Source organism: Caballeronia sp. BR00000012568055, assembly GCF_029439455.1.
In the GTDB taxonomy this organism is placed as follows: Bacteria; Pseudomonadota; Gammaproteobacteria; order Burkholderiales; family Burkholderiaceae; genus Caballeronia.
Genome location: NZ_JAQFVG010000268.1, coordinates 187,052 through 204,837, shown reverse-complemented (window position 1 = coordinate 204,837; position 17,786 = coordinate 187,052). Strand labels below are relative to the sequence as shown.

The 17,786-nt window shown below is 61.9% G+C and carries 15 protein-coding genes and 1 tRNA gene; 10 read left to right on the top strand and 6 right to left on the bottom strand.

The annotated features are described in order from the left end of the window. Nucleotides 1-3: 3 nt before the first annotated feature. Nucleotides 4-861 (bottom strand): shikimate dehydrogenase, encoded by an 858-nt coding sequence (locus tag P7F28_RS16560; RefSeq protein ID WP_277185590.1) that lies wholly within the window; start codon nucleotides 859-861, stop codon nucleotides 4-6. Between the two features lie 211 nt (nucleotides 862-1,072). On the opposite strand from P7F28_RS16560, the gene P7F28_RS16555 reads away from it, so the two are divergent. Both P7F28_RS16555 and P7F28_RS16550 read left to right on the top strand, forming a co-directional pair. Further along, nucleotides 1,073-2,983 carry a bifunctional sugar phosphate isomerase/epimerase/4-hydroxyphenylpyruvate dioxygenase family protein gene (locus tag P7F28_RS16555; RefSeq protein ID WP_277185589.1) on the top strand — a complete coding sequence of 637 codons (1,911 nt, stop codon included), beginning with the start codon at nucleotides 1,073-1,075 and terminating at the stop codon, nucleotides 2,981-2,983. 68 nt (nucleotides 2,984-3,051) lie between these two features. Continuing rightward, nucleotides 3,052-3,222: a hypothetical protein gene (locus P7F28_RS16550; RefSeq protein WP_277185588.1), complete on the top strand. Its 171-nt coding sequence runs from the start codon at nucleotides 3,052-3,054 to the stop codon at nucleotides 3,220-3,222. Here P7F28_RS16550 and P7F28_RS16545 read toward each other — a convergent pair. Beyond that, nucleotides 3,206-3,502: a hypothetical protein gene (locus P7F28_RS16545; RefSeq protein ID WP_277185587.1), complete on the bottom strand. Its 297-nt coding sequence runs from the start codon at nucleotides 3,500-3,502 to the stop codon at nucleotides 3,206-3,208. The two genes, P7F28_RS16550 and P7F28_RS16545, sit on opposite strands and share 17 nt — an antisense overlap. A 150-nt stretch (nucleotides 3,503-3,652) precedes the next feature. Here P7F28_RS16545 and P7F28_RS16540 point away from each other — a divergent pair. The 3 genes from P7F28_RS16540 (at nucleotide 3,653) to P7F28_RS16530 (ending at nucleotide 5,364) form a co-directional block, all read left to right on the top strand. Beyond that, a tRNA-Arg gene (locus tag P7F28_RS16540) sits at nucleotides 3,653-3,727 on the top strand. A 120-nt stretch (nucleotides 3,728-3,847) separates the two neighbouring features. After that, nucleotides 3,848-4,648, top strand: coding sequence for a hypothetical protein (locus P7F28_RS16535; protein ID WP_277185586.1), 801 nt, complete (start codon nucleotides 3,848-3,850; stop codon nucleotides 4,646-4,648). Then, a complete protein-coding gene (locus P7F28_RS16530; RefSeq protein ID WP_277185585.1) occupies nucleotides 4,648-5,364 on the top strand; it encodes a bifunctional 2-polyprenyl-6-hydroxyphenol methylase/3-demethylubiquinol 3-O-methyltransferase UbiG in 717 nt (238 codons plus the stop codon). Before P7F28_RS16535 ends, P7F28_RS16530 begins: the two co-directional genes overlap by 1 nt. 14 nt (nucleotides 5,365-5,378) lie before the next feature. On the opposite strand, the gene P7F28_RS16525 is transcribed toward P7F28_RS16530, so the two are convergent. Continuing rightward, a complete protein-coding gene (locus tag P7F28_RS16525; RefSeq protein WP_277185584.1) occupies nucleotides 5,379-5,561 on the bottom strand; it encodes a rubredoxin in 183 nt (60 codons plus the stop codon). A gap of 199 nt (nucleotides 5,562-5,760) precedes the next feature. On the opposite strand from P7F28_RS16525, the gene P7F28_RS16520 reads away from it, so the two are divergent. From P7F28_RS16520 to P7F28_RS16500, 5 genes are all read left to right on the top strand, one after another. After that, nucleotides 5,761-6,177 carry a DUF4399 domain-containing protein gene (locus P7F28_RS16520; protein WP_277185583.1) on the top strand — a complete coding sequence of 139 codons (417 nt, stop codon included), beginning with the start codon at nucleotides 5,761-5,763 and terminating at the stop codon, nucleotides 6,175-6,177. Nucleotides 6,178-6,256: 79 nt separating this feature from the next. Further along, nucleotides 6,257-8,191, top strand: coding sequence for an ATP-binding cassette domain-containing protein (locus tag P7F28_RS16515; RefSeq protein WP_277185582.1), 1,935 nt, complete (start codon nucleotides 6,257-6,259; stop codon nucleotides 8,189-8,191). Nucleotides 8,192-8,464: 273 nt separating this feature from the next. Beyond that, entirely contained in the window at nucleotides 8,465-10,444 is a 1,980-nt protein-coding gene (locus P7F28_RS16510; protein WP_277185624.1) for a DNA topoisomerase IV subunit B, read from the top strand. 33 nt (nucleotides 10,445-10,477) lie between these two features. Beyond that, a complete protein-coding gene (parC, locus tag P7F28_RS16505; RefSeq protein WP_277185581.1) occupies nucleotides 10,478-12,796 on the top strand; it encodes a DNA topoisomerase IV subunit A in 2,319 nt (772 codons plus the stop codon). Nucleotides 12,797-12,965: 169 nt separating this feature from the next. Next, a complete protein-coding gene (locus P7F28_RS16500) occupies nucleotides 12,966-13,424 on the top strand; it encodes a CopD family protein (RefSeq protein WP_277185580.1) in 459 nt (152 codons plus the stop codon). A gap of 3 nt (nucleotides 13,425-13,427) precedes the next feature. On the opposite strand, the gene P7F28_RS16495 is transcribed toward P7F28_RS16500, so the two are convergent. From P7F28_RS16495 to P7F28_RS16485, 3 genes are all read right to left on the bottom strand, one after another. Beyond that, the gene (locus P7F28_RS16495; RefSeq protein WP_277185579.1) at nucleotides 13,428-15,866 is read right to left on the bottom strand and encodes an EAL domain-containing protein; all 2,439 of its coding nucleotides are present in this window, start codon (nucleotides 15,864-15,866) and stop codon (nucleotides 13,428-13,430) included. Nucleotides 15,867-16,301: 435 nt separating this feature from the next. Then, a complete protein-coding gene (locus P7F28_RS16490; RefSeq protein WP_277185578.1) occupies nucleotides 16,302-17,195 on the bottom strand; it encodes a PhzF family phenazine biosynthesis protein in 894 nt (297 codons plus the stop codon). Between the two features lie 106 nt (nucleotides 17,196-17,301). Next, nucleotides 17,302-17,763 carry a RidA family protein gene (locus P7F28_RS16485; RefSeq protein WP_277185577.1) on the bottom strand — a complete coding sequence of 154 codons (462 nt, stop codon included), beginning with the start codon at nucleotides 17,761-17,763 and terminating at the stop codon, nucleotides 17,302-17,304. Between the last annotated feature and the right edge of the window lie 23 nt (nucleotides 17,764-17,786).

Below are 17,786 nucleotides of genomic sequence, written 5' to 3'. Positions count from 1 at the left end.
AAATCAACGCTCCAGCAAAGTCTGGAAATGCGCGAACATGCGTTCTGCGTCCGGTTCGAGGCCCGTGAAAATGCGCATGGCATCGACGGCCTGACACACGGCCATGCCGCCGCCGCTCACCGTGCGGCAGCCGAGCGACTTCGCTACCTTCAGCAACTCCGTTTCCAGCGGGAAATACACGATTTCCGCGACCCACAATTCTCGGTGCAGATATTCGGCAGGCAGCGGCAGGCCGGGCAGCTTTGCCATGCCGGTCGGCGTCGCGTGAATCAGGCCGCTCGCTTCGGCCAGCGTCGCGCGCAGATCGCCGCCAGCGCGCACTGTGCGATCGGGAAAGCGCGCGCCCAGTTCCGCCGCCAGCGATGCGGCGCGGGTTTCATCGGCATCGAACAGGGTGAGCGTGCGTGCGCCCATCGTCAGCGCCGCGTGCGCGACAGCTGCGCCCGCGCCGCCCGCGCCAAGTTGCACGACGCGTTCCATCGGCGCGCCGGGCAAACCGCGCTGAAACGCGCGCGCAAAGCCCGACCAGTCCGTGTTGTAGCCGATCCGCTTGCCGTCCTTCAGCACGACCGTATTTACCGCACCGAGCGCGCGCGCGTCGGGGTCGAGATCGTCGAGCAACGGGATCACCAGTTGCTTGCACGGATAGGTGATATTCAGGCCGTCGTAACCCATTCGTTCGGCGGCATCGAGCAGATCGGGCAGGGCGGTGGGTTCGAGCTTCAGCGCCTGCAAATCGATTCGCCGATACACATAGTTCAGCCCCAGATGCCGACCTTCCTGCTCGTGCATGGCGGGCGTGAGCGAACCCGCGATACCCGAACCGATCAATCCGATGAGATACGACGTTTTGCTGGTCATGTTGCGCACGGCTCCCGCGAAGTAAGGGGCGGCAACAGCCGATGCTGCACCGCGAAAAAATGAATGTGCGCAGTGTGACCGCACCCGAAAACCTTGTCCTTCGGTGTTTTCACGTATTTGTACGGTCTAGTTAGTTTGTTATTCTCTCGCAGAATGACGTGGATTGCGCGCAGCGTCTACACTTGATTCACCTTGCTACGAGGAGGCAGCGATGCTGCGTTCAGTCCGGACATCCATTGCAACGGTATCGATCAGCGGGACGCTTCCCGAGAAACTGAAGGCGATCCAGGCAGCCGGTTTCGACGGCGTCGAAATCTTCGAGAACGACTTGCTGTATTACGAAGGCACGCCCGCCGATGTCCGCAAGATGTGCGCGGACCTGGGCCTCGAAATCTATCTGTTCCAACCGTTCCGCGACTTCGACGGCGTGAGCGCCGAACGGCTCGCGAAGAACGTCGAGCGCGCCAAACGCAAGTTCGAGCTGATGCACGAACTGGGCACCGACCGCATTCTGGTGTGCAGCAACGTCTCGCCCGACACCATCCGCGACGACGCGCTCATCACCGATCAACTCGGCGTGCTGGCGAAGATCGCGCAGGAAGCCGGCGTGATCGTCGCGTACGAGGCGCTGGCGTGGGGCCGCTACATCAACTCGTACAAGCACGCGTGGAAATTGGTCGATGCCGTGAATCATCCGTCGCTCGGCCTCGCACTCGACACCTTCCACACGATGTCGATTGGCGACAGCGTGGACGAGATCGCCGCGATTCCGGGCGATCGGATCGCCTTCGTGCAGATCGCCGATGCGCCGATCATGGTGATGGACGTGCTCGAATGGAGCCGTCACTATCGCTGCTTTCCGGGGCAGGGCGCGTTCGATGTCGCCGGCTTCACTGCGCGCGTGTTGGAAGCGGGCTACAAAGGCCCGCTATCGCTCGAAATTTTCAACGATGGCTTCCGCGCCGCGCCGACCGCGATCACGGCGGCGGATGGGCATCGCTCGTTGCGGTTTTTGGAGGAACAGACGCGCGCGCTGATGGGCGACAAAGCGCCTGAAGCACTCTTCAACCCGCCCGCGCCGCCCGAGCATATCGGCTTCCAGTTCCTCGAATTCGCCGTCGATAAAACCACGCGCGCGCATGTCGCGGATTGGCTCGGCAAGCTCGGGTTCAGGCTGGCGGGCAAACATCGGTCGAAGGATGTGGCTTTGTATCGGCATGGCGCGGGATCGATCGTGCTCAACGCCGAAGCGGATTCTTTCGCGAGCACGTTCTTTCAGCAGCACGGTTTGTCGTTGTGCGCGTCCGCGTTTCATGTCGATGACGCCAAACAAGCGTTCGATCGCGCGGCGGCGTATGGGTCGAAGCCGTTTGCCGGGCGGATCGGACCGAACGAGCGCGAAGTGCCGGGCGTGCAATCGCCCGATGGCAGCCTCGACTATTTCGTCGATGAAGCCAAAGGCGGCCCGACGCTATGGGAAATGGACTTCAACCTGACGGATATCGATGGGCCGTATGAAGTCGGTCCGCTGGAGCGTATCGATCACGTGTGCCTCTCGCTGCCCGCCGATGCGCTCGATACCTGGGTGCTGTTCTTCCGCAGCGCGTTCGGCTTCGAAACGGAAGCCGCCGTGCTGGTGCCCGACCCGTACGGGCTTGTGCGCAGCCGTGCGGTGCGCAGCCGCGATGGTTCGGTGCGCATTGCGCTGAATGCATCGATGGATCGATATACGGCGGTGTCAGAGACGCTGACGACGTATCGCGGATCGGGCTTGAATCACGTCGCCTTCAGCACGCCTGATATCTTCGATGCGATTCCGCGTCTCGAAGCCGACGGCGTCAAATTCCTGCGCATTCCGCGCAATTATTACGATGATCTGGTCGCGCGCTTCGGCCTGCCCGATGAGCTTATCGACACGATGCACGAGCACAACATCCTCTACGATCGCGATGAACGTGGCGGCGAGTTCTTCCATGCCTACACGGAGCAACTCGATCAGCGATTCTTTCTCGAAGTGATCGAACGACGCGGCGGCTACGATGGTTATGGCGCGGCGAACGCAGCCGTGCGTTTGGCCGCCCATGCGCAACAACAACGCGCGCGACAGGCTGCAAAGGCATAAGGACGGTGCCGACCGGGCGTGCGTGACCTATGATTGAAGCATGGCGGCGATAAGACCCGGAGGGCGCCATGTTAGATCTGTCCAGCATACTCGTCGGCCTTGCGGCGCTCGCCGCGCTCGGTCTCGTTCTGCTCGCGCACGACTGGCGCGATGAGTTACGCGAGCGTCGGCAGCAGACGCCCGGGAGCATGGAGCATCATCATTCGTTGCGCGACTGGTGGCTCAGGCATCGGCACTGAGTTGGGCGCTGAGCGTGCGTGCGCTCTTGCGCTGCATGTCCAGCTCGAACAAATCGATCGTCAGATACAACCGATGCACGGTCTGTATCTGCGTCGGCGAGAGATGCACCTGACGCGTGACCGTGGCGATCCGCTCGCGCCAGTACGAAGGCGACAACAGCGGCCCGCCCAGCCCGCACGATAGCGCGCGGCGCAGCACCAGTTCGAGATGCGTCAGTTCCTGCTCGGCGAGCACCGTGGAAAGCGCGGTGGTCGGCCTGGTTTCGGTGTGTGTGTTCATATCTGCGATGGCGGCGTAATCGAGCGAAACGTTGATAGGGAAAAACCCTCGGTTTCGTGCCGTATCGCGCTGCGCTTAACGGCGATGCCGTTTGCTATACTCTGCGCTCGCTCGCCGGGTGGCTCTGACTGACCGGCGCGCCACGGTCCGCTCCCCGTAGTTCAATGGATAGAACGAGTGCCTCCTAAGCGCTAGATGTGGGTTCGATTCCCGCCGGGGGGACCAGAGAGTTGGAAGCCATGAAGCCCGCCATCGTCGCGGGCTTTTTTGCGCGTGCACGGTCATTGAACGGACGCGCCTTTATTGCCCATAATGCAGCGACGCCCCGCAACGGTTTTGTCGCTCATGACCGAAGTCCAATCCGCCATTCTCGTGTTCGTGCTGCTGCTCGGCAGCACCGCGCTCGGCGCGATCGTCCGGCCGATGCTGCCCGAAGAGCACAAGGCGCAGGAAACCGTGCAGCTTATTCAACTGGTGATGGGTATGCTCGTCACGTTCGCCGCGCTCGTGCTCGGCCTGTTGACCGCCTCCGCCAAAACCGAATTCGATACGACCAACACCGACGTGCGCAGCTACGCCACCGCGCTGATCCAACTCGATCACCTGATGCGCGATTACGGCCACGATCTCGATCACGCGCGCGGGCAATTGCGTGCGTACACGGCTGCGGCGATCGCGAGCACGTGGCCGGGCGAAGCGCCGCCAAAAGGCGATTATCCGAAGATCGATCCATCGCCTGCGCGCAGTGATGACCTCGTCAGCCGCGAACTCGGCGATCTATTAAGCCAGGGCCAAAACGAAGTGCGTCAACTCAAGCCCGCCGATGCCTACCATCATCGGCTGGCGGAAGAAGGCGCTCAGCGCTTCGAGCAACTGCTGGCGCTGCGCTGGAAGCTGATCGAAGAGGCGAAGGGATCGATTTCGTATCCGTTCGATCGCATTCTGGTCGGCTGGCTGCTGATCATTTTTCTGTGCTTCGGGCTGATCGCGCCGCGCAATGCGTTGTCGCTGGTGACGATCATGCTCGGGGCGCTTTCCATCGCGTCTGCCGTGCTCGTCATCCTCGACCTCGATACGCCGTTCACCGGCCCGATCACGGTCCGCAGCGAGCCGATGCGCGACGCCCTCGCTTATCAGGACCGCTGATGCTTTATTCCGATCCGCGCATCGTCGCGTTATATGACACGCTCAATCCCTTCGGTCCGGACACGGAGTTTTATCTGGCGTTGGCGGAATCCGCGGCACATATCGTCGATCTTGGATGCGGCACCGGGCTGCTGGCGTGCGAGCTGGCGCAGCGCAGATATCGCGTGACGGGCATCGATCCGTCGCGGGAGATGTTGCGCGTGGCGCGGCATCGGCCGGAAGGCAAGCGCGTGACGTGGATCGAAGGCGATGCGGGCGCGTTGAGCTTCGTCGGTCCCGTCGATTTATTGCTGATGACCGGCCACGTCGCCCAAATCTTTCTCAACGATGAATCGTTCCTCGCCACGCTCGAAGCCGCGCGTCGCGCGATGCGGCCGGGCGGACGCATCGCGTTCGAAAGCCGGAATCCGGCGGCGCGCGCGTGGGACGTGTGGACGCCCGAGCGCTCGATGCGGCGTATCGGAGATGCCGAAGTCTGGCAGGAGCACCACGCGCAGCCCGATCCGGATGAAACCGGGCGCGTGGCGTTCACGACGCACTATCGCTTCGCATCGGGAGAAGAGGTCGCTGCGCCGAGCGAGCTTAAATTTCGCACTCAGGCGGAACTCGAGCGCTTAATCAGGCAAGCGGGATTCGCAACGATCGAATGGTACGGAGACTGGAACCGCGCGCCGGTGGATGGAGCGAGCCGCGAACTGATCGCGGTCGCCCGTTAAAGCGCGCGCAAAAATCAGAAATCGACGACAACGAAATCTTCCTTGCCGACATCGCATTCCGGGCAGCGCCAGTCGGCGGGAATATCCGCGAAGCGCGTGCCGGCGGCGGTGCCTTCATCCGGCAAGCCTTGTGATTCGTTATAAATCCAGCCGCAAATCAGACACACCCAGCTTTTATATTCGATGACTTCGCTCACGACACACTCTTGGTTTAAAAGGTGAAAACGGTGCGCGTGCTCAAAAATGAGGCGCGCGGCGGCGCATCTTACCCGATTTCCCATGACGGCTTAACCGGCTGCGGCGATAGGTCCGGTGTATGCTTGGTCGCCGTCCGTGGCGCTGCGTCCGTGGCATGAAAGGCGCGCCATCGGGTGAAATCCATCACAGGAGAAAACGATGCTAAAGCAATCCTTCCGGGGCGCGGTATTCTGCGGCGCGCTGGTGCTCTCGCAGTTCGTGGGTGTGGCGCAGGCGCAATCGGCGCGCGTGTATTTCGTCGAGCCGAAGGACGGCGCGACCGTGACCAGTCCGGTGCATGTGAAATTCGGCGTGGACGGCATGACCGTCGCGCCCGCCGGCACGATGACGGAAGGCACGGGTCACCATCACATCATCATCGACGGCGGACCGGTGCCCAAGGGCACGGTCGTCCCGCTCGACGACACGCATCTGCACTACGGCAAAGCCCAGACCGAAGCCGATGTGAAGCTGCCGCCCGGCGATCACACGCTGACCATGCAGTTCGCCGACGGTGCGCATCGCTCGTACGGGCCGGAGATGAGTTCGACGATTCACGTGCATGTGAAGCAATAACGTAACGTGCGGGGCGGTCCTGCACGGATCGCCCGTTACAATCACTGCTTCCTCCGGTTGTCACGCAAGTGGTTCTCCCATGTCGCTCTATTCCATTTCGGACGCGCAACTCGCGTTCGGCCATGTCGCATTGCTGGATCACGCCGACTTCTCGCTCGAAGCGGGTGAGCGGGTCGGTCTGATCGGGCGCAACGGCGCGGGCAAGTCGTCGCTGCTGAAAATTGTCGCGGGCCTTGCCGCGCCCGACGACGGCCTCATCACGCGCCAGAACGAACTCTCCACGGTCTACGTGCCGCAGGAACCCGAATTCGATCTCGATGCCTCCGTGTTCGATGTCGTCGCCTCCGGCCTCACCGAATCGCGCGCGCTGCTCGACGAATACGATGCCGTCGCCCACGCACTCGCGGATACGCCCGAAGGCGTAAAACACGACGAGTTGCTCGCACGCATGAACGCGCTGCAATCCTCGCTCGATTTACGCGATGCCTGGAGCTGGCGCACGCGCGTCGCTACCACGCTCGCGCAGATCGGCCTCGATGGCGAGGCGCGCGCGGGCGATCTTTCCGGCGGCATGAAAAAGCGCGTCGCGCTGGCGCGTGCGCTGGTCGTGCAGCCCGACGTGCTGCTGCTCGACGAACCGACCAACCATCTCGACTTCGACGGCATCCGCTGGCTCGAAGAACTGCTGGTCACGCTGCGCACGGGCCTGCTGTTCATCACCCACGATCGCGCGTTTCTGGATCGCGTGGCGACGCGTATCGTCGAACTGGATCGCGGGCGGCTGCTGTCGTATCCGGGTAATTTCAGCGCGTATCAGACGCGCAAGGCGCAGCAGCTTGAAATCGAACAGGTCGAGCAGGCCAAGTTCGACAAACTGCTGGCGCAGGAAGAAGTGTGGATTCGCAAGGGCGTCGAGGCGCGGCGTACGCGCAGCGTCGGACGGATTGCGCGGCTGGTGGAAATGCGCAACGAGCGCGCCGAACGCCGCAACGTGCAAGGCAATGTGAAGCTCGATGTCGGTCAGGGCGAGAAGTCCGGCAAGATCGTCGCCGAACTCACCGATGTGACCAAGCGCTACGGCGATCGCACTATCGTCGATCAGTTCACGGCAACCGTGATGCGCGGCGACAAGATCGGTTTCGTCGGTCCGAACGGCGCGGGCAAGACCACGCTGCTCAAGCTGATTCTGGGCGAACTCCAGCCTGACGATGGCCGCGTGCGCGTCGGCACCAATATTCAGGTCGCGTATTTCGATCAGATGCGCGCGCAGCTCGATCTCGACAAATCGCTTGCCGACACCATCAGTCCCGGCAGCGAATGGGTCGAAGTGAACGGCGTGAAAAAGCACGTGATGAGCTATCTCGGCGACTTCCTGTTCGCGCCGGAACGTGCGCGTTCGCCGGTTCGATCGTTATCGGGCGGCGAGCGGAATCGGCTATTGCTGGCGCGCTTGTTCGCGCGTCCCGCCAACGTCCTCGTGCTCGATGAACCGACCAACGACCTCGACATTCCCACGCTCGAACTGCTCGAAGAATTGCTCGCCGATTACGACGGCACCGTGCTGCTCGTCAGCCACGATCGCCAGTTTCTCGATAACGTCGTGACGTCCGTGTTCGCGGCGGAAGGCGGCGGCAAGTGGCGCGAGTATGTCGGCGGCTTCTCCGACTGGCAGATTCAGCGCGAACGTTCGGAGCGTATCGCCGAGGAAGCGGCGCGTCAGGTGGCAAAAGAAGCGCCGAAGGAAGAAGGGCCAAAGGAAAGCGCGGCGGGCCGCAATGCGCAGCGCACGGTGAAGCTGTCGTTCAAGGAGCAGCGCGAACTCGAAGCGCTGCCGGAGCGGATCGCGGCGCTGGAGCAGGAGCAGGCGAGCATCGGCGCGCAGCTTGCGGACGGCTCGATCTTCGCCAAAGACGCCAAGGAAGGCGCACGCTTGTCCGAACGTCACGCGGCGATCGAAGACGAGTTGCTGGTCGCGCTGGAACGCTGGGAAGAGCTGGAAGCGAAGCGCAAATAATCGGCTTCACATCGTTGTCACGCGCGCCGCGCATCAAGCGTTTTATGCTCCCGAGGTGGGCGCGGCGAGCGAAAACCGCTATTCTCCTAGCGCGGCTCGGATCGGCGGGCGGGCTTTCAGCCCGGTTTGCCGCTGATCCGGCCAAGCCTGATATCACGCATTCGCAGGGGCTTTGTGCACGAAGCACGATGAAGCACGAACCCGAATCAACGTTCAACTATGTCCACCAAACAATCCAGCGCCATCGACACGACACGCGGCAAGCGGTCTGTCATGCAGGCCAAGGCCGCCGGCTACAGCGAAGCATCGATCAAGGTGCTCAAGGGACTGGAGCCGGTCAAGCAGCGGCCGGGCATGTACACGCGGACCGAAAATCCGCTGCACATTATTCAGGAAGTCATCGATAACGCCTCCGACGAAGCGCTCGGCGGTTTCGGCCGCCAGATCATCGTCACGCTGCACACGGACAACTCTGTGTCGGTGGAGGACGACGGGCGCGGCATTCCATTCGGCATGCATCCGGAAGAAGGCGTGCCGGTGGTCGAAATCGTATTCACGCGTTTGCACGCGGGCGGCAAGTTCGATAAAGCCGCAGGCGGCGCGTACACGTTCTCGGGAGGCTTGCACGGCGTCGGCGTATCGGTGACGAATGCGCTGGCGACGCGCCTCGAAGTATCGGTCTGGCGCGACAACAAGGCCGCGCAACTCGCCTTCGCCAATGGCGATGTCATCGAACAACTGACCACGCGCTCACTCGAACGCGGCGAGAAGAAGAACGGCACGCGCGTGCGCGCCTGGCCAAACCCGAAATATTTCGATTCCGCGAATCTGCCGCTCGGCGAATTGCAGCGCCTGCTGCGCTCGAAAGCCGTGTTGTTGCCGGGCGTGGAAGTGGTGCTGGTGATCGAAAAGTCCGGCGAGCGTCAGTCGTGGAAATACGAAGACGGTCTGCGCGGTTATCTGCTCGAAGGCATGGGCGGCAGCGATCTGCTGATCCCGCTGTTCGAAGGCGAGCGCTACGCCGAAAGCTCGAAGAACACCGAAGAGACCTTTGCCGAAGGCGAGGGTGCATCGTGGGTAGTCGCGTGGAGCGAAGAGGGCACGCTCTTGCGCGAGTCCTACGTCAATCTGATTCCGACGCCCGCAGGCGGCACGCATGAATCCGGTCTGCGCGATGGCTTGTTTCAGGCCGTGAAGAACTTCGTCGAGATTCACAACTTGCAGCCCAAGGGCGTCAAGCTGCTCGCGGAAGACGTGTTCGCGCGCGTGTCCTTCGTGCTGTCGGCGAAAGTGCTGGACCCGCAGTTCCAAGGCCAGATCAAGGAACGTCTGAACAGCCGCGATGCGGTGAAACTCGTGTCGTCGTTCACGCGGCCGGCGCTGGAGTTGTGGCTGAACCAGCACGTCGAATACGGCAAGAAGCTCGCGGAACTGGTGATCCGCCAGGCGCAGGCGCGCGCGCGTGCGGGCCAGAAGATCGAGAAGAAGAAAAGCTCGGGCGTGGCGGTGCTGCCCGGCAAGCTGACCGATTGTGAATCGACGGATATCACGCGTAACGAACTGTTCCTCGTCGAGGGCGATTCGGCGGGCGGCTCCGCAAAAATGGGCCGCGACAAGGAGTTTCAGGCGATTCTGCCCTTGCGCGGCAAGGTGCTGAACACGTGGGAAACCGAGCGCGATCGCCTGTTCGCCAACAACGAAGTGCATGACATTGCGGTGGCCATCGGCGTCGATCCGCATGGTCCCGACGATCAGATCGATCTCTCGAATCTGCGCTACGGCAAGATCTGCATTCTCTCGGACGCGGACGTCGATGGATCGCATATTCAGGTGTTGCTGCTCACGCTGTTCTTCAAGCACTTCCCGCAGCTGATCGAACGCGGTCATGTGTGCGTCGCGCGTCCGCCGCTGTTTCGTGTCGATGCCCCCGCGCGCGGCAAGAAGCCCGCGCAGAAACTTTACGCGCTCGACGAAGGCGAACTCGAAGCCATCCTCGACAAGCTGCGCAAGGACGGCGTGCGCGAAACCGCGTGGAGCATCAGCCGATTCAAGGGCTTGGGCGAAATGAGCGCCGAACAACTCTGGGATACGACGATGAACCCCGACACGCGCCGCCTCTTGCCCGTGCATCTCGGCGACCTCGGCTTCGATCTGACCGTTTCGCGCATGACCATGCTGATGGGCAAGGGCGAAGCGGCATCGCGCAGAAGCTGGCTGGAAGAGAAGGGCAACGAAGTCGAAGCGGATATCTGACGCCTCAGGAACGGATCAGGAAGAATTTAATCGATGGGAATTTCAGACGATCTCTTCGCCGAGCAAACCGCACCGGACGGCGAACGACTCACGCTAGGCGATTACGCCGAACGCGCTTATCTCGACTACGCCGTGAGCGTGGTCAAGAGCCGCGCATTGCCCGATGTCAGCGACGGCCAGAAGCCGGTCCAGCGCCGCATTCTCTATGCGATGAGCGAGATGGGCCTCGCCAGCAACGCCAAGCCGGTGAAGTCCGCGCGCGTGGTCGGCGATGTGCTGGGTAAATATCACCCGCACGGCGATCAATCCGCATACGACGCCCTGGTGCGTCTCGCGCAGGACTTTTCGATGCGCTATCCGCTCATCGACGGTCAGGGCAATTTCGGCTCGCGCGACGGCGACGGCGCCGCCGCCATGCGATACACCGAAGCGCGCCTCACGCCGATCGCGCGTCTCTTGCTCGATGAAATCGATCAGGGCACTGTCGATTTCATGCCGAACTACGACGGCGCGTTCGAAGAACCGAAGCTGTTGCCCGCGCGTTTGCCGTTCTTGCTGCTGAACGGCGCATCCGGCATTGCGGTGGGGATGGCGACGGAAATTCCGTCGCACAACCTGCGCGAAGTCGCCGCCGCCGCAGTCGCGATGATCCGCGATCCGAAGATCGGCCACGCGGGTCTGATGGAGAAAATGCCCGGACCGGATTTCCCCGGTGGCGGGCAAATCATCTCGTCGCAGGCCGAAATTTCGGCGGCGTATGAGAACGGCCGCGGCTCGCTGAAGGTTCGCGCACGCTGGAAGATCGAAGAACTGGCGCGTGCGCAGTGGCAAGTGGTGATCGAAGAATTGCCGCCGGGCACGTCGAGCCAGAAAGTGCTCGAAGAAATCGAGGAACTCACCAACCCGAAGATCAAGCTCGGCAAAAAGGCGCTCACGCCCGAACAAGCACAGACCAAACAGTCGATGCTCGCGCTGCTCGACGCCGTACGCGATGAATCCGGCAAGGACGCGCCCGTACGGCTGGTGTTCGAGCCGAAGTCGAGCCGTATCGATCAGACGGAGTTCGTGAATACGCTGCTGGCTTATACGAGTCTGGAGTCGAACGCGTCGATCAATCTGGTGATGATCGGCGCGGACGGACGGCCGCGTCAGAAGGGCATCGTCGAAATTCTGCACGAGTGGATCGGCTTCCGCTTCGCGACGGTGACGCGGCGCACGCAGCATCGTCTGGGCAAGGTCAATGACCGTATCCATATTCTCGAAGGGCGGATGATCGTCTTCCTGAATATCGATGAAGTCATTCGCATCATTCGCGAAAGCGATGAACCGAAGCAGGCGCTGATGGCGCGCTTCAATCTGTCGGATCGGCAGGCGGAAGACATTCTCGAAATCCGCTTGCGTCAGTTGGCGCGGCTCGAAGCGATCAAGATCGAACAGGAGTTGAAGGACCTCGGCGAAGAGAAGAACAAGCTCGAAGAACTGCTCAACAGCGATGCTTCGATGAAGCGCCTGCTCATCAAGGAAATCGAAGCCGATGCCAAGCAATACGGCGACGATCGCCGCACGCTGATCCAGCAGGCCACGCGCGCGACTTTCGAAGCGAAGGTGGTGGATGAACCGGTAACGGTGGTGGTATCGCAGCGGGGCTGGGTGCGCGCGCTGAAGGGCCATGGGCTCGATCCGGCCGGCTTCACGTTCAAGCAGGGCGACGGGCTGTATGCCGCGTTCCAGGCGCGCACGCCGGATTCGCTGATCGCGTGGGGCAGCAAGGGGCGCGTGTATTCGGTGCCGGTGGCATCGCTGCCGGGCGGGCGCGGGGATGGCGTGCCGGTGACGTCGCTGATCGAACTGGAATCGGGCACGCATCTGCTGCACTACTTTGCGGCGAATGCGGAGCAGCCGTTGTTGCTGGCATCGAGTAACGGGTTTGGCTTTATGGCCAAACTCGGCGATCTCATCAGTCGCCAGAAGGCGGGCAAGGCGTTCATGACGATCGATGAAGGCGCGGTTCCGCTTGCGCCGATGCCGGTCGTGCCGGGTGCTTCTGCGGTCGCGTGTCTGTCGAGCACGGGGCGTCTGCTCGTGTTCGGCATGGACGAGATGAAGACGCTGTCGGGCGGCGGACGCGGCGTCATTCTGATGGCGCTCGATCCGAAGGAAACGCTGCGTCAGGCGCTGGCGATCGACAAGCAAGGCGTGGTGATGATCGGCACCGGGCGCGGCGGCAAAGTGCGGGACGAGAAGCTCAGTGGCTCGCAACTTGAGTTGCATATCGGCAAGCGGGCGCGGAAGGGGCGCGCGCCGGATTCGTCGTTGAAGGTGACGGATTTGAGGCCGGTGTTCGAAGGCTGATGTCGTAATCGCGTATAGGGCTGCTGTCGAATCGACTGGGATAGATACGCAGCCCTAACCTAAGAAGCGTGAAACAAATTCTCCCTGAATAGGGAACTCACCATAAGCGGCGCTTTCCTAGTCTCTATTCCAAGCAGACGTGCGCCGCCAAGCGTCACCCACACCCACAATGTCCAAAGCCATCGAAGCCGCGCTGTTCCTCCATCTCCTCGGCGTGGCCGTGTGGATCGGCGGAATGGTTTTCGCGCATTTTTGCCTGCGTCCCGCCTTGGGCGATCTCGCGCCGCAACTGCGCCTGCCGCTTTGGGAAGCGGTGTTCGGGCGATTCTTCAACTGGGTTGCGGGCGCGGTGATCGTGATTCTGCTGACCGGCGGATTTATGCTGATGCAGTACGGCGGCGGTCATGCCGCGTGGCCTCTGCACGCGATGGCCGGTCTGGGCATCGTGATGATGCTGATCTACGGACATATCCGCTTCGCGGTCTTTCCGCGCATCAGACGCGCGGTGCAGGCGCAGAACTGGCCCGATGGCGCACGCGCCGTCGCGACGGTGCGCCGGCTCGTGGTGATCAATCTCGTGTTGGGCGTGGTAACGGTCGGAACGGCAGTGCTGTCACGCGGCATTTAAAGATCAACGCCCGCTGACTTCGGTACTCGACGGCTCGCGTCCCACACCCGGACGCGTACGCGGCGCCGCACCGCGCAACCATCCGCACACGCCGAATCGATCGAGCAGCGCCTGCACGCCATCCGCCGGAACGGGCCGCGAGAACAGGAAGCCTTGCGCTTCTACCGGCCCGAGCGCCGCAAGCCACGCAATCTGTTCCTCGCGCTCGGTGCCTTCGACCACCACGGTCAGTCCGAGCGAACGCGCCAGATTCACGATCGCCGCGACCATCACGCAGACGCTGCGGTCTTCGGGAATCGCCTGAATGAACGAGCGATCCACCTTGAGCGTATCGACAGAAAAGCGGTTCAGATACGACAGCGACGAATAACCCGTGCCGAAGTCGTCCAGCGCGATCCTCACGCCGAGCTTCTTCAGCGCCGCGATCTTGTCCTGCACGAGTTCGGGGTACTCCATCATCACCGTTTCGGTGATTTCGAGTTCGAGCTTCTCGGGCGGAATACCGCTGTTCGTGATCGCGCGCGCGACGGTTTCCAGCAGGTCACCGCGCCAGAACTGCACCGCCGATATATTCACCGCGAGCGATAGCCCCGTATAACCTTCGCGCTGCCATTGCGCGAGCTGATTGCACGCCGTATGAATCACGAAGTCGCCAACCGCGACGATCAATCCCGTCGATTCCGCCACCGGAATGAATTCGTTCGCCGGAATCAGCCCATGCTGCGGATGGTTCCATCGAACGAGCGCTTCGAAACCGGTGATACAGCGCCGCGCCAGATCGATTTTCGGCTGATACACGAGGAACAGTTGCTCCTCCGTCAGCGCGACGCGAAGCTGCTGTTCCCACTTCATCAGATGATCCGCGCGATGCGACAACTGCGGCGAGTAGAACTGGTAGCAGTTTTTGCCCGCATCCTTGGCGCTGTACATCGCCAGATCGGCTTTTTTCAGCAGATCGATTTCGCTTTCGTTCGATACCGAGAACAGCGCGATGCCAATGCTCGCATGCAGCACGAACGCACTGCCGCGCACATCGAACGGCGTGGAGAACATCGTGGCGATATCGTTGGCGAGTGTGACCGCGCTTTGCTCGACATCGTCGCCCTTGACCACGACCACGAATTCATCGCCGCCGATACGCGACAGCGTGCCGCTTTGCCCGACCGTTTCCGCCAGCCGCGATGCGGTCATTTGCAGCACGATATCGCCGGCATTGTGGCCGAGCGTATCGTTCACGGTCTTGAAGTTATCGAGATCGATAAACAGCAGCGCCAGCCGCCCGATATTCTCCGCCTGCGCCACGTCCTGCCGCAGTCCGCGCAGCGTCGAATAGCGATTGCGCAAACCGGTGAGCAGATCGTATTCGACCAGATGCGTCATCTCACGCTCGCGTCCCAGCAGCTTGCCGATCAGACCCGTCGCCACCGCGAAGAAGCCGAGCATGGCGAGCGAAATGAATGTCGCCATCAGCAGATAAACGTTGCGCGTGTGGTTGTAGTCGATCATCTCCTCGCGTTCGGAGAGACCGACCAGCACGCCCAGCGGATACCCATCGATATGCCGATACGACACGATGCGCTTCACGTGATCGATCGGATCGACGTAAATACCCGAAGCGTGGTCCATGGTTGGATAGACGCCGCTTGCGCTGAATTCGCCGTGCGCGGGCGCGGCGTGGTCGGTTGAAGACGCGTTGCGCGCCGCGCTGCCTTTAGCCACCGCCGTCGCCGATGGCGCATCGGAAGCGCCGCTGCCCGTGCTGCGCGCGAGCACCGCGCCGTTGTCGGACACCACGGCAATCACGCCTTCGTGTCCGATCGATGCCACGTTATAAAAGTCGCTGGTGAAATACGCCGGATCTTCCGATACCACCACCACGCCCGCAAACGAGCCGTCCGGATGGTTGAGCCGCCGCGTGATCTGCAGCGTCCACAAGCCCGACACGCGCCCGCGTACCGGGCGGCTGATATAGAGCAGATCGTCGTTGGAATGCAGATGCACCTTGAAGTGCTCACGATCGGACAGATCGATCGGCTTCGGATGCGGGTCGGCCGTAGTGGCGATCAGCATGCCGGTTTCATCGATCAGGGCGACTTGCACGAGCGTGTCGCTCTGCACGACGCCTTTCTCGACCGTGGCGATGAGATCGAAGTTATCGGGCGATTTCTCATACTCGTATTTGACGAAGCGCGTGATCTGATCGACCTGATGGATCGCCTTGATGGTGTGCTGTTCGAGCGCCGACGAGAGAATGGCGGCGGAGGACATCGACTCGTGCGTGGTCGCCTCGCGCTCCACCGAAAGCCGCGCGAAGATCACGGCCCACAGAATCACCAGCACGATAGTGCCGAGCACGGGAATGGCGAGCAGCAAGCGCCGCCTGCGCATCGACGGCGGGCCGAGGCGCGGATCGTTCGCGGCGTAATTGCGAACGCGCATCATGCGAAGCCTTGCGGGACGAAAACGCCTGGCGCCGGACATGCTGCAAGCGAAGCTAAGAATAAGAAGCGATGCATGTCTCGAAGCGGGCGGCTTAAACCAATCAATATACCGTGCGGATAAGGCGGCGGTGCGATGCCGTGCGCGCCGCGTGAGATACGGCGGCGCGTGGCATCATTCATTACACCCGTCGTCATTCGGCTAACACGCGTTCGCTCGCGCGCCCGCACCCCGGCTTGAACAAGACGACGAGCGCTCGGCCTCGTTGAAAGCATACGTTTGCTTATGGCGCGAACACTTCGGAAAACCGATGCGCCGCGCTGTTATCCGGTCGCTCATTGTTCAGATAGTACTGAAGGCACTGCGAATAAGATAGGGGAGCGGCTCGGGGTTAACGCGCGTCGGCGGGACGGCAAAAACTGCCGTCAGGTCATTGTTTCACAAGGAGAAAGTTCCGTCGATCACCGTCACTGCATGGCCGCCGATCCACACCGTCGGACCGCTTGCGTTGGTGTCGTCGTAGGTGATCGAGATGCGTCCGTCGCGGTCGAGCGCGGTGCCCTGGCGCACGGTGTAGGCGTCGCCGGGACGGAGATTTTGCGCGGTGAGGAGCGCGGCGAGCGCGGCGTTGGCGCTGCCGGTGACGGGGTCTTCGATATTCTCCGCACCGAGCAGCAAGGTGCGCAGTTCAAACGTCGCTGGCGTTGCATCCGGGTGCGCGCCATACACGACGATACCGTGCGTCTTCACCTCGGCGCACAACGCAGCAAGCGCTTCACGCTTATCGCCGGTTGGCGCGAGAGCGAAACATTCCGCGGCATCTTTTACGCGCACGACGAGCCAGGGCACGCCGTTATCCACTGCGCAAGGCGGCGCGGTGAAATCGATTACGGCGGGCGCAAGTGCATCGGCGAGCCGCTTGCGCTGACTTTCATCGAGCTGAACGATGGTCGCAGGCGGCGCAGCGAACGCCCACGCGCCATTCGCGCGTTCTTCCAGCGCTACGAGTCCGACGCCGCATTCCTGCACCATCCTGCCGGGCGTTTTCGGCTGATAACCGGCGTCGCGTACGGCATGCGCGCTGCCGAGCGTCGGATGGCCGGCGAAGGGCAATTCAACCGCCGTGGTGAAAATTCGCACGCGATAGTCCGCGCGCGCATCGCTCGGCGACAAGATAAACGCGGTCTCCGACAGATTGGTCCAGCGCGCGATCTGCTGCATGCGTTCGGTCGAGAGACCATCGGCATCGAAAATGACGGCGAGCGGATTGCCCTTGAACGGCACGGACGTGAAGACATCGACTTGTTTGAACTGAACGGTGCGCGGTGACATGGCTTGCCTATGTGTCGAGTCGAATCAAAACGGCGAGTATAAAAAAACCGGCGCGTAGTGCGCCGGTTTTCTGATCAAGCCGAGTTGACGAAAGCGCTTATGCCACTTAAGCCACTTCAGCAATCAACTCGATTTCCACGCACGCGCCCAGCGGAATCTGCGCGACGCCGAACGCCGAACGCGCATGCTTGCCTGCATCGCCGAACACGTCCGCGATCAGTTCCGATGCACCGTTGGTCACGATATGCTGCTCGGTGAATTCGAACGTGGAGTTCACGAGACTCATCACCTTGACGATGCGCTTCACCTTGTTCAGATCGCCCACATGCGCGTGCAGCGTCGCGATCAGATCGATGGCCACGTTACGCGCCGCCGCCTTGCCTTCTTCCGTGCTGATGTCGTGGCCGAGCTTGCCAGCGTGCACCTTGCCGTCCTTCTTCGCGATATGCCCCGACAGGTACACCGTGTTGCCGCTCTGCGCGCTCATCACGTAAGCGGCTGCGGGCGCGCCCGCCACGGGCAATTCGATACCGAGTTCCTTCAGCTTGTCATAAACGTTCGATGCCATCGTTGCTCCTGAGTGTGAGGGAA

Bases quoted from the DNA above. Each gene is read 5' to 3' on its own strand.
- P7F28_RS16560 (WP_277185590.1), bottom strand. From the start codon at position 861: ATGACCAGCAAAACGTCGTATCTCATCGGATTGATCGGTTCGGGTATC.
- P7F28_RS16555 (WP_277185589.1), top strand. From the start codon at position 1,073: ATGCTGCGTTCAGTCCGGACATCCATTGCAACGGTATCGATCAGCGGG.
- P7F28_RS16550 (WP_277185588.1), top strand. From the start codon at position 3,052: ATGTTAGATCTGTCCAGCATACTCGTCGGCCTTGCGGCGCTCGCCGCG.
- P7F28_RS16545 (WP_277185587.1), bottom strand. From the start codon at position 3,502: ATGAACACACACACCGAAACCAGGCCGACCACCGCGCTTTCCACGGTG.
- P7F28_RS16535 (WP_277185586.1), top strand. From the start codon at position 3,848: ATGACCGAAGTCCAATCCGCCATTCTCGTGTTCGTGCTGCTGCTCGGC.
- P7F28_RS16530 (WP_277185585.1), top strand. From the start codon at position 4,648: ATGCTTTATTCCGATCCGCGCATCGTCGCGTTATATGACACGCTCAAT.
- P7F28_RS16520 (WP_277185583.1), top strand. From the start codon at position 5,761: ATGCTAAAGCAATCCTTCCGGGGCGCGGTATTCTGCGGCGCGCTGGTG.
- P7F28_RS16515 (WP_277185582.1), top strand. From the start codon at position 6,257: ATGTCGCTCTATTCCATTTCGGACGCGCAACTCGCGTTCGGCCATGTC.
- P7F28_RS16510 (WP_277185624.1), top strand. From the start codon at position 8,465: ATGCAGGCCAAGGCCGCCGGCTACAGCGAAGCATCGATCAAGGTGCTC.
- parC (WP_277185581.1), top strand. From the start codon at position 10,478: ATGGGAATTTCAGACGATCTCTTCGCCGAGCAAACCGCACCGGACGGC.
- P7F28_RS16500 (WP_277185580.1), top strand. From the start codon at position 12,966: ATGTCCAAAGCCATCGAAGCCGCGCTGTTCCTCCATCTCCTCGGCGTG.
- P7F28_RS16495 (WP_277185579.1), bottom strand. From the start codon at position 15,866: ATGATGCGCGTTCGCAATTACGCCGCGAACGATCCGCGCCTCGGCCCG.
- P7F28_RS16490 (WP_277185578.1), bottom strand. From the start codon at position 17,195: ATGTCACCGCGCACCGTTCAGTTCAAACAAGTCGATGTCTTCACGTCC.
- P7F28_RS16485 (WP_277185577.1), bottom strand. From the start codon at position 17,763: ATGGCATCGAACGTTTATGACAAGCTGAAGGAACTCGGTATCGAATTG.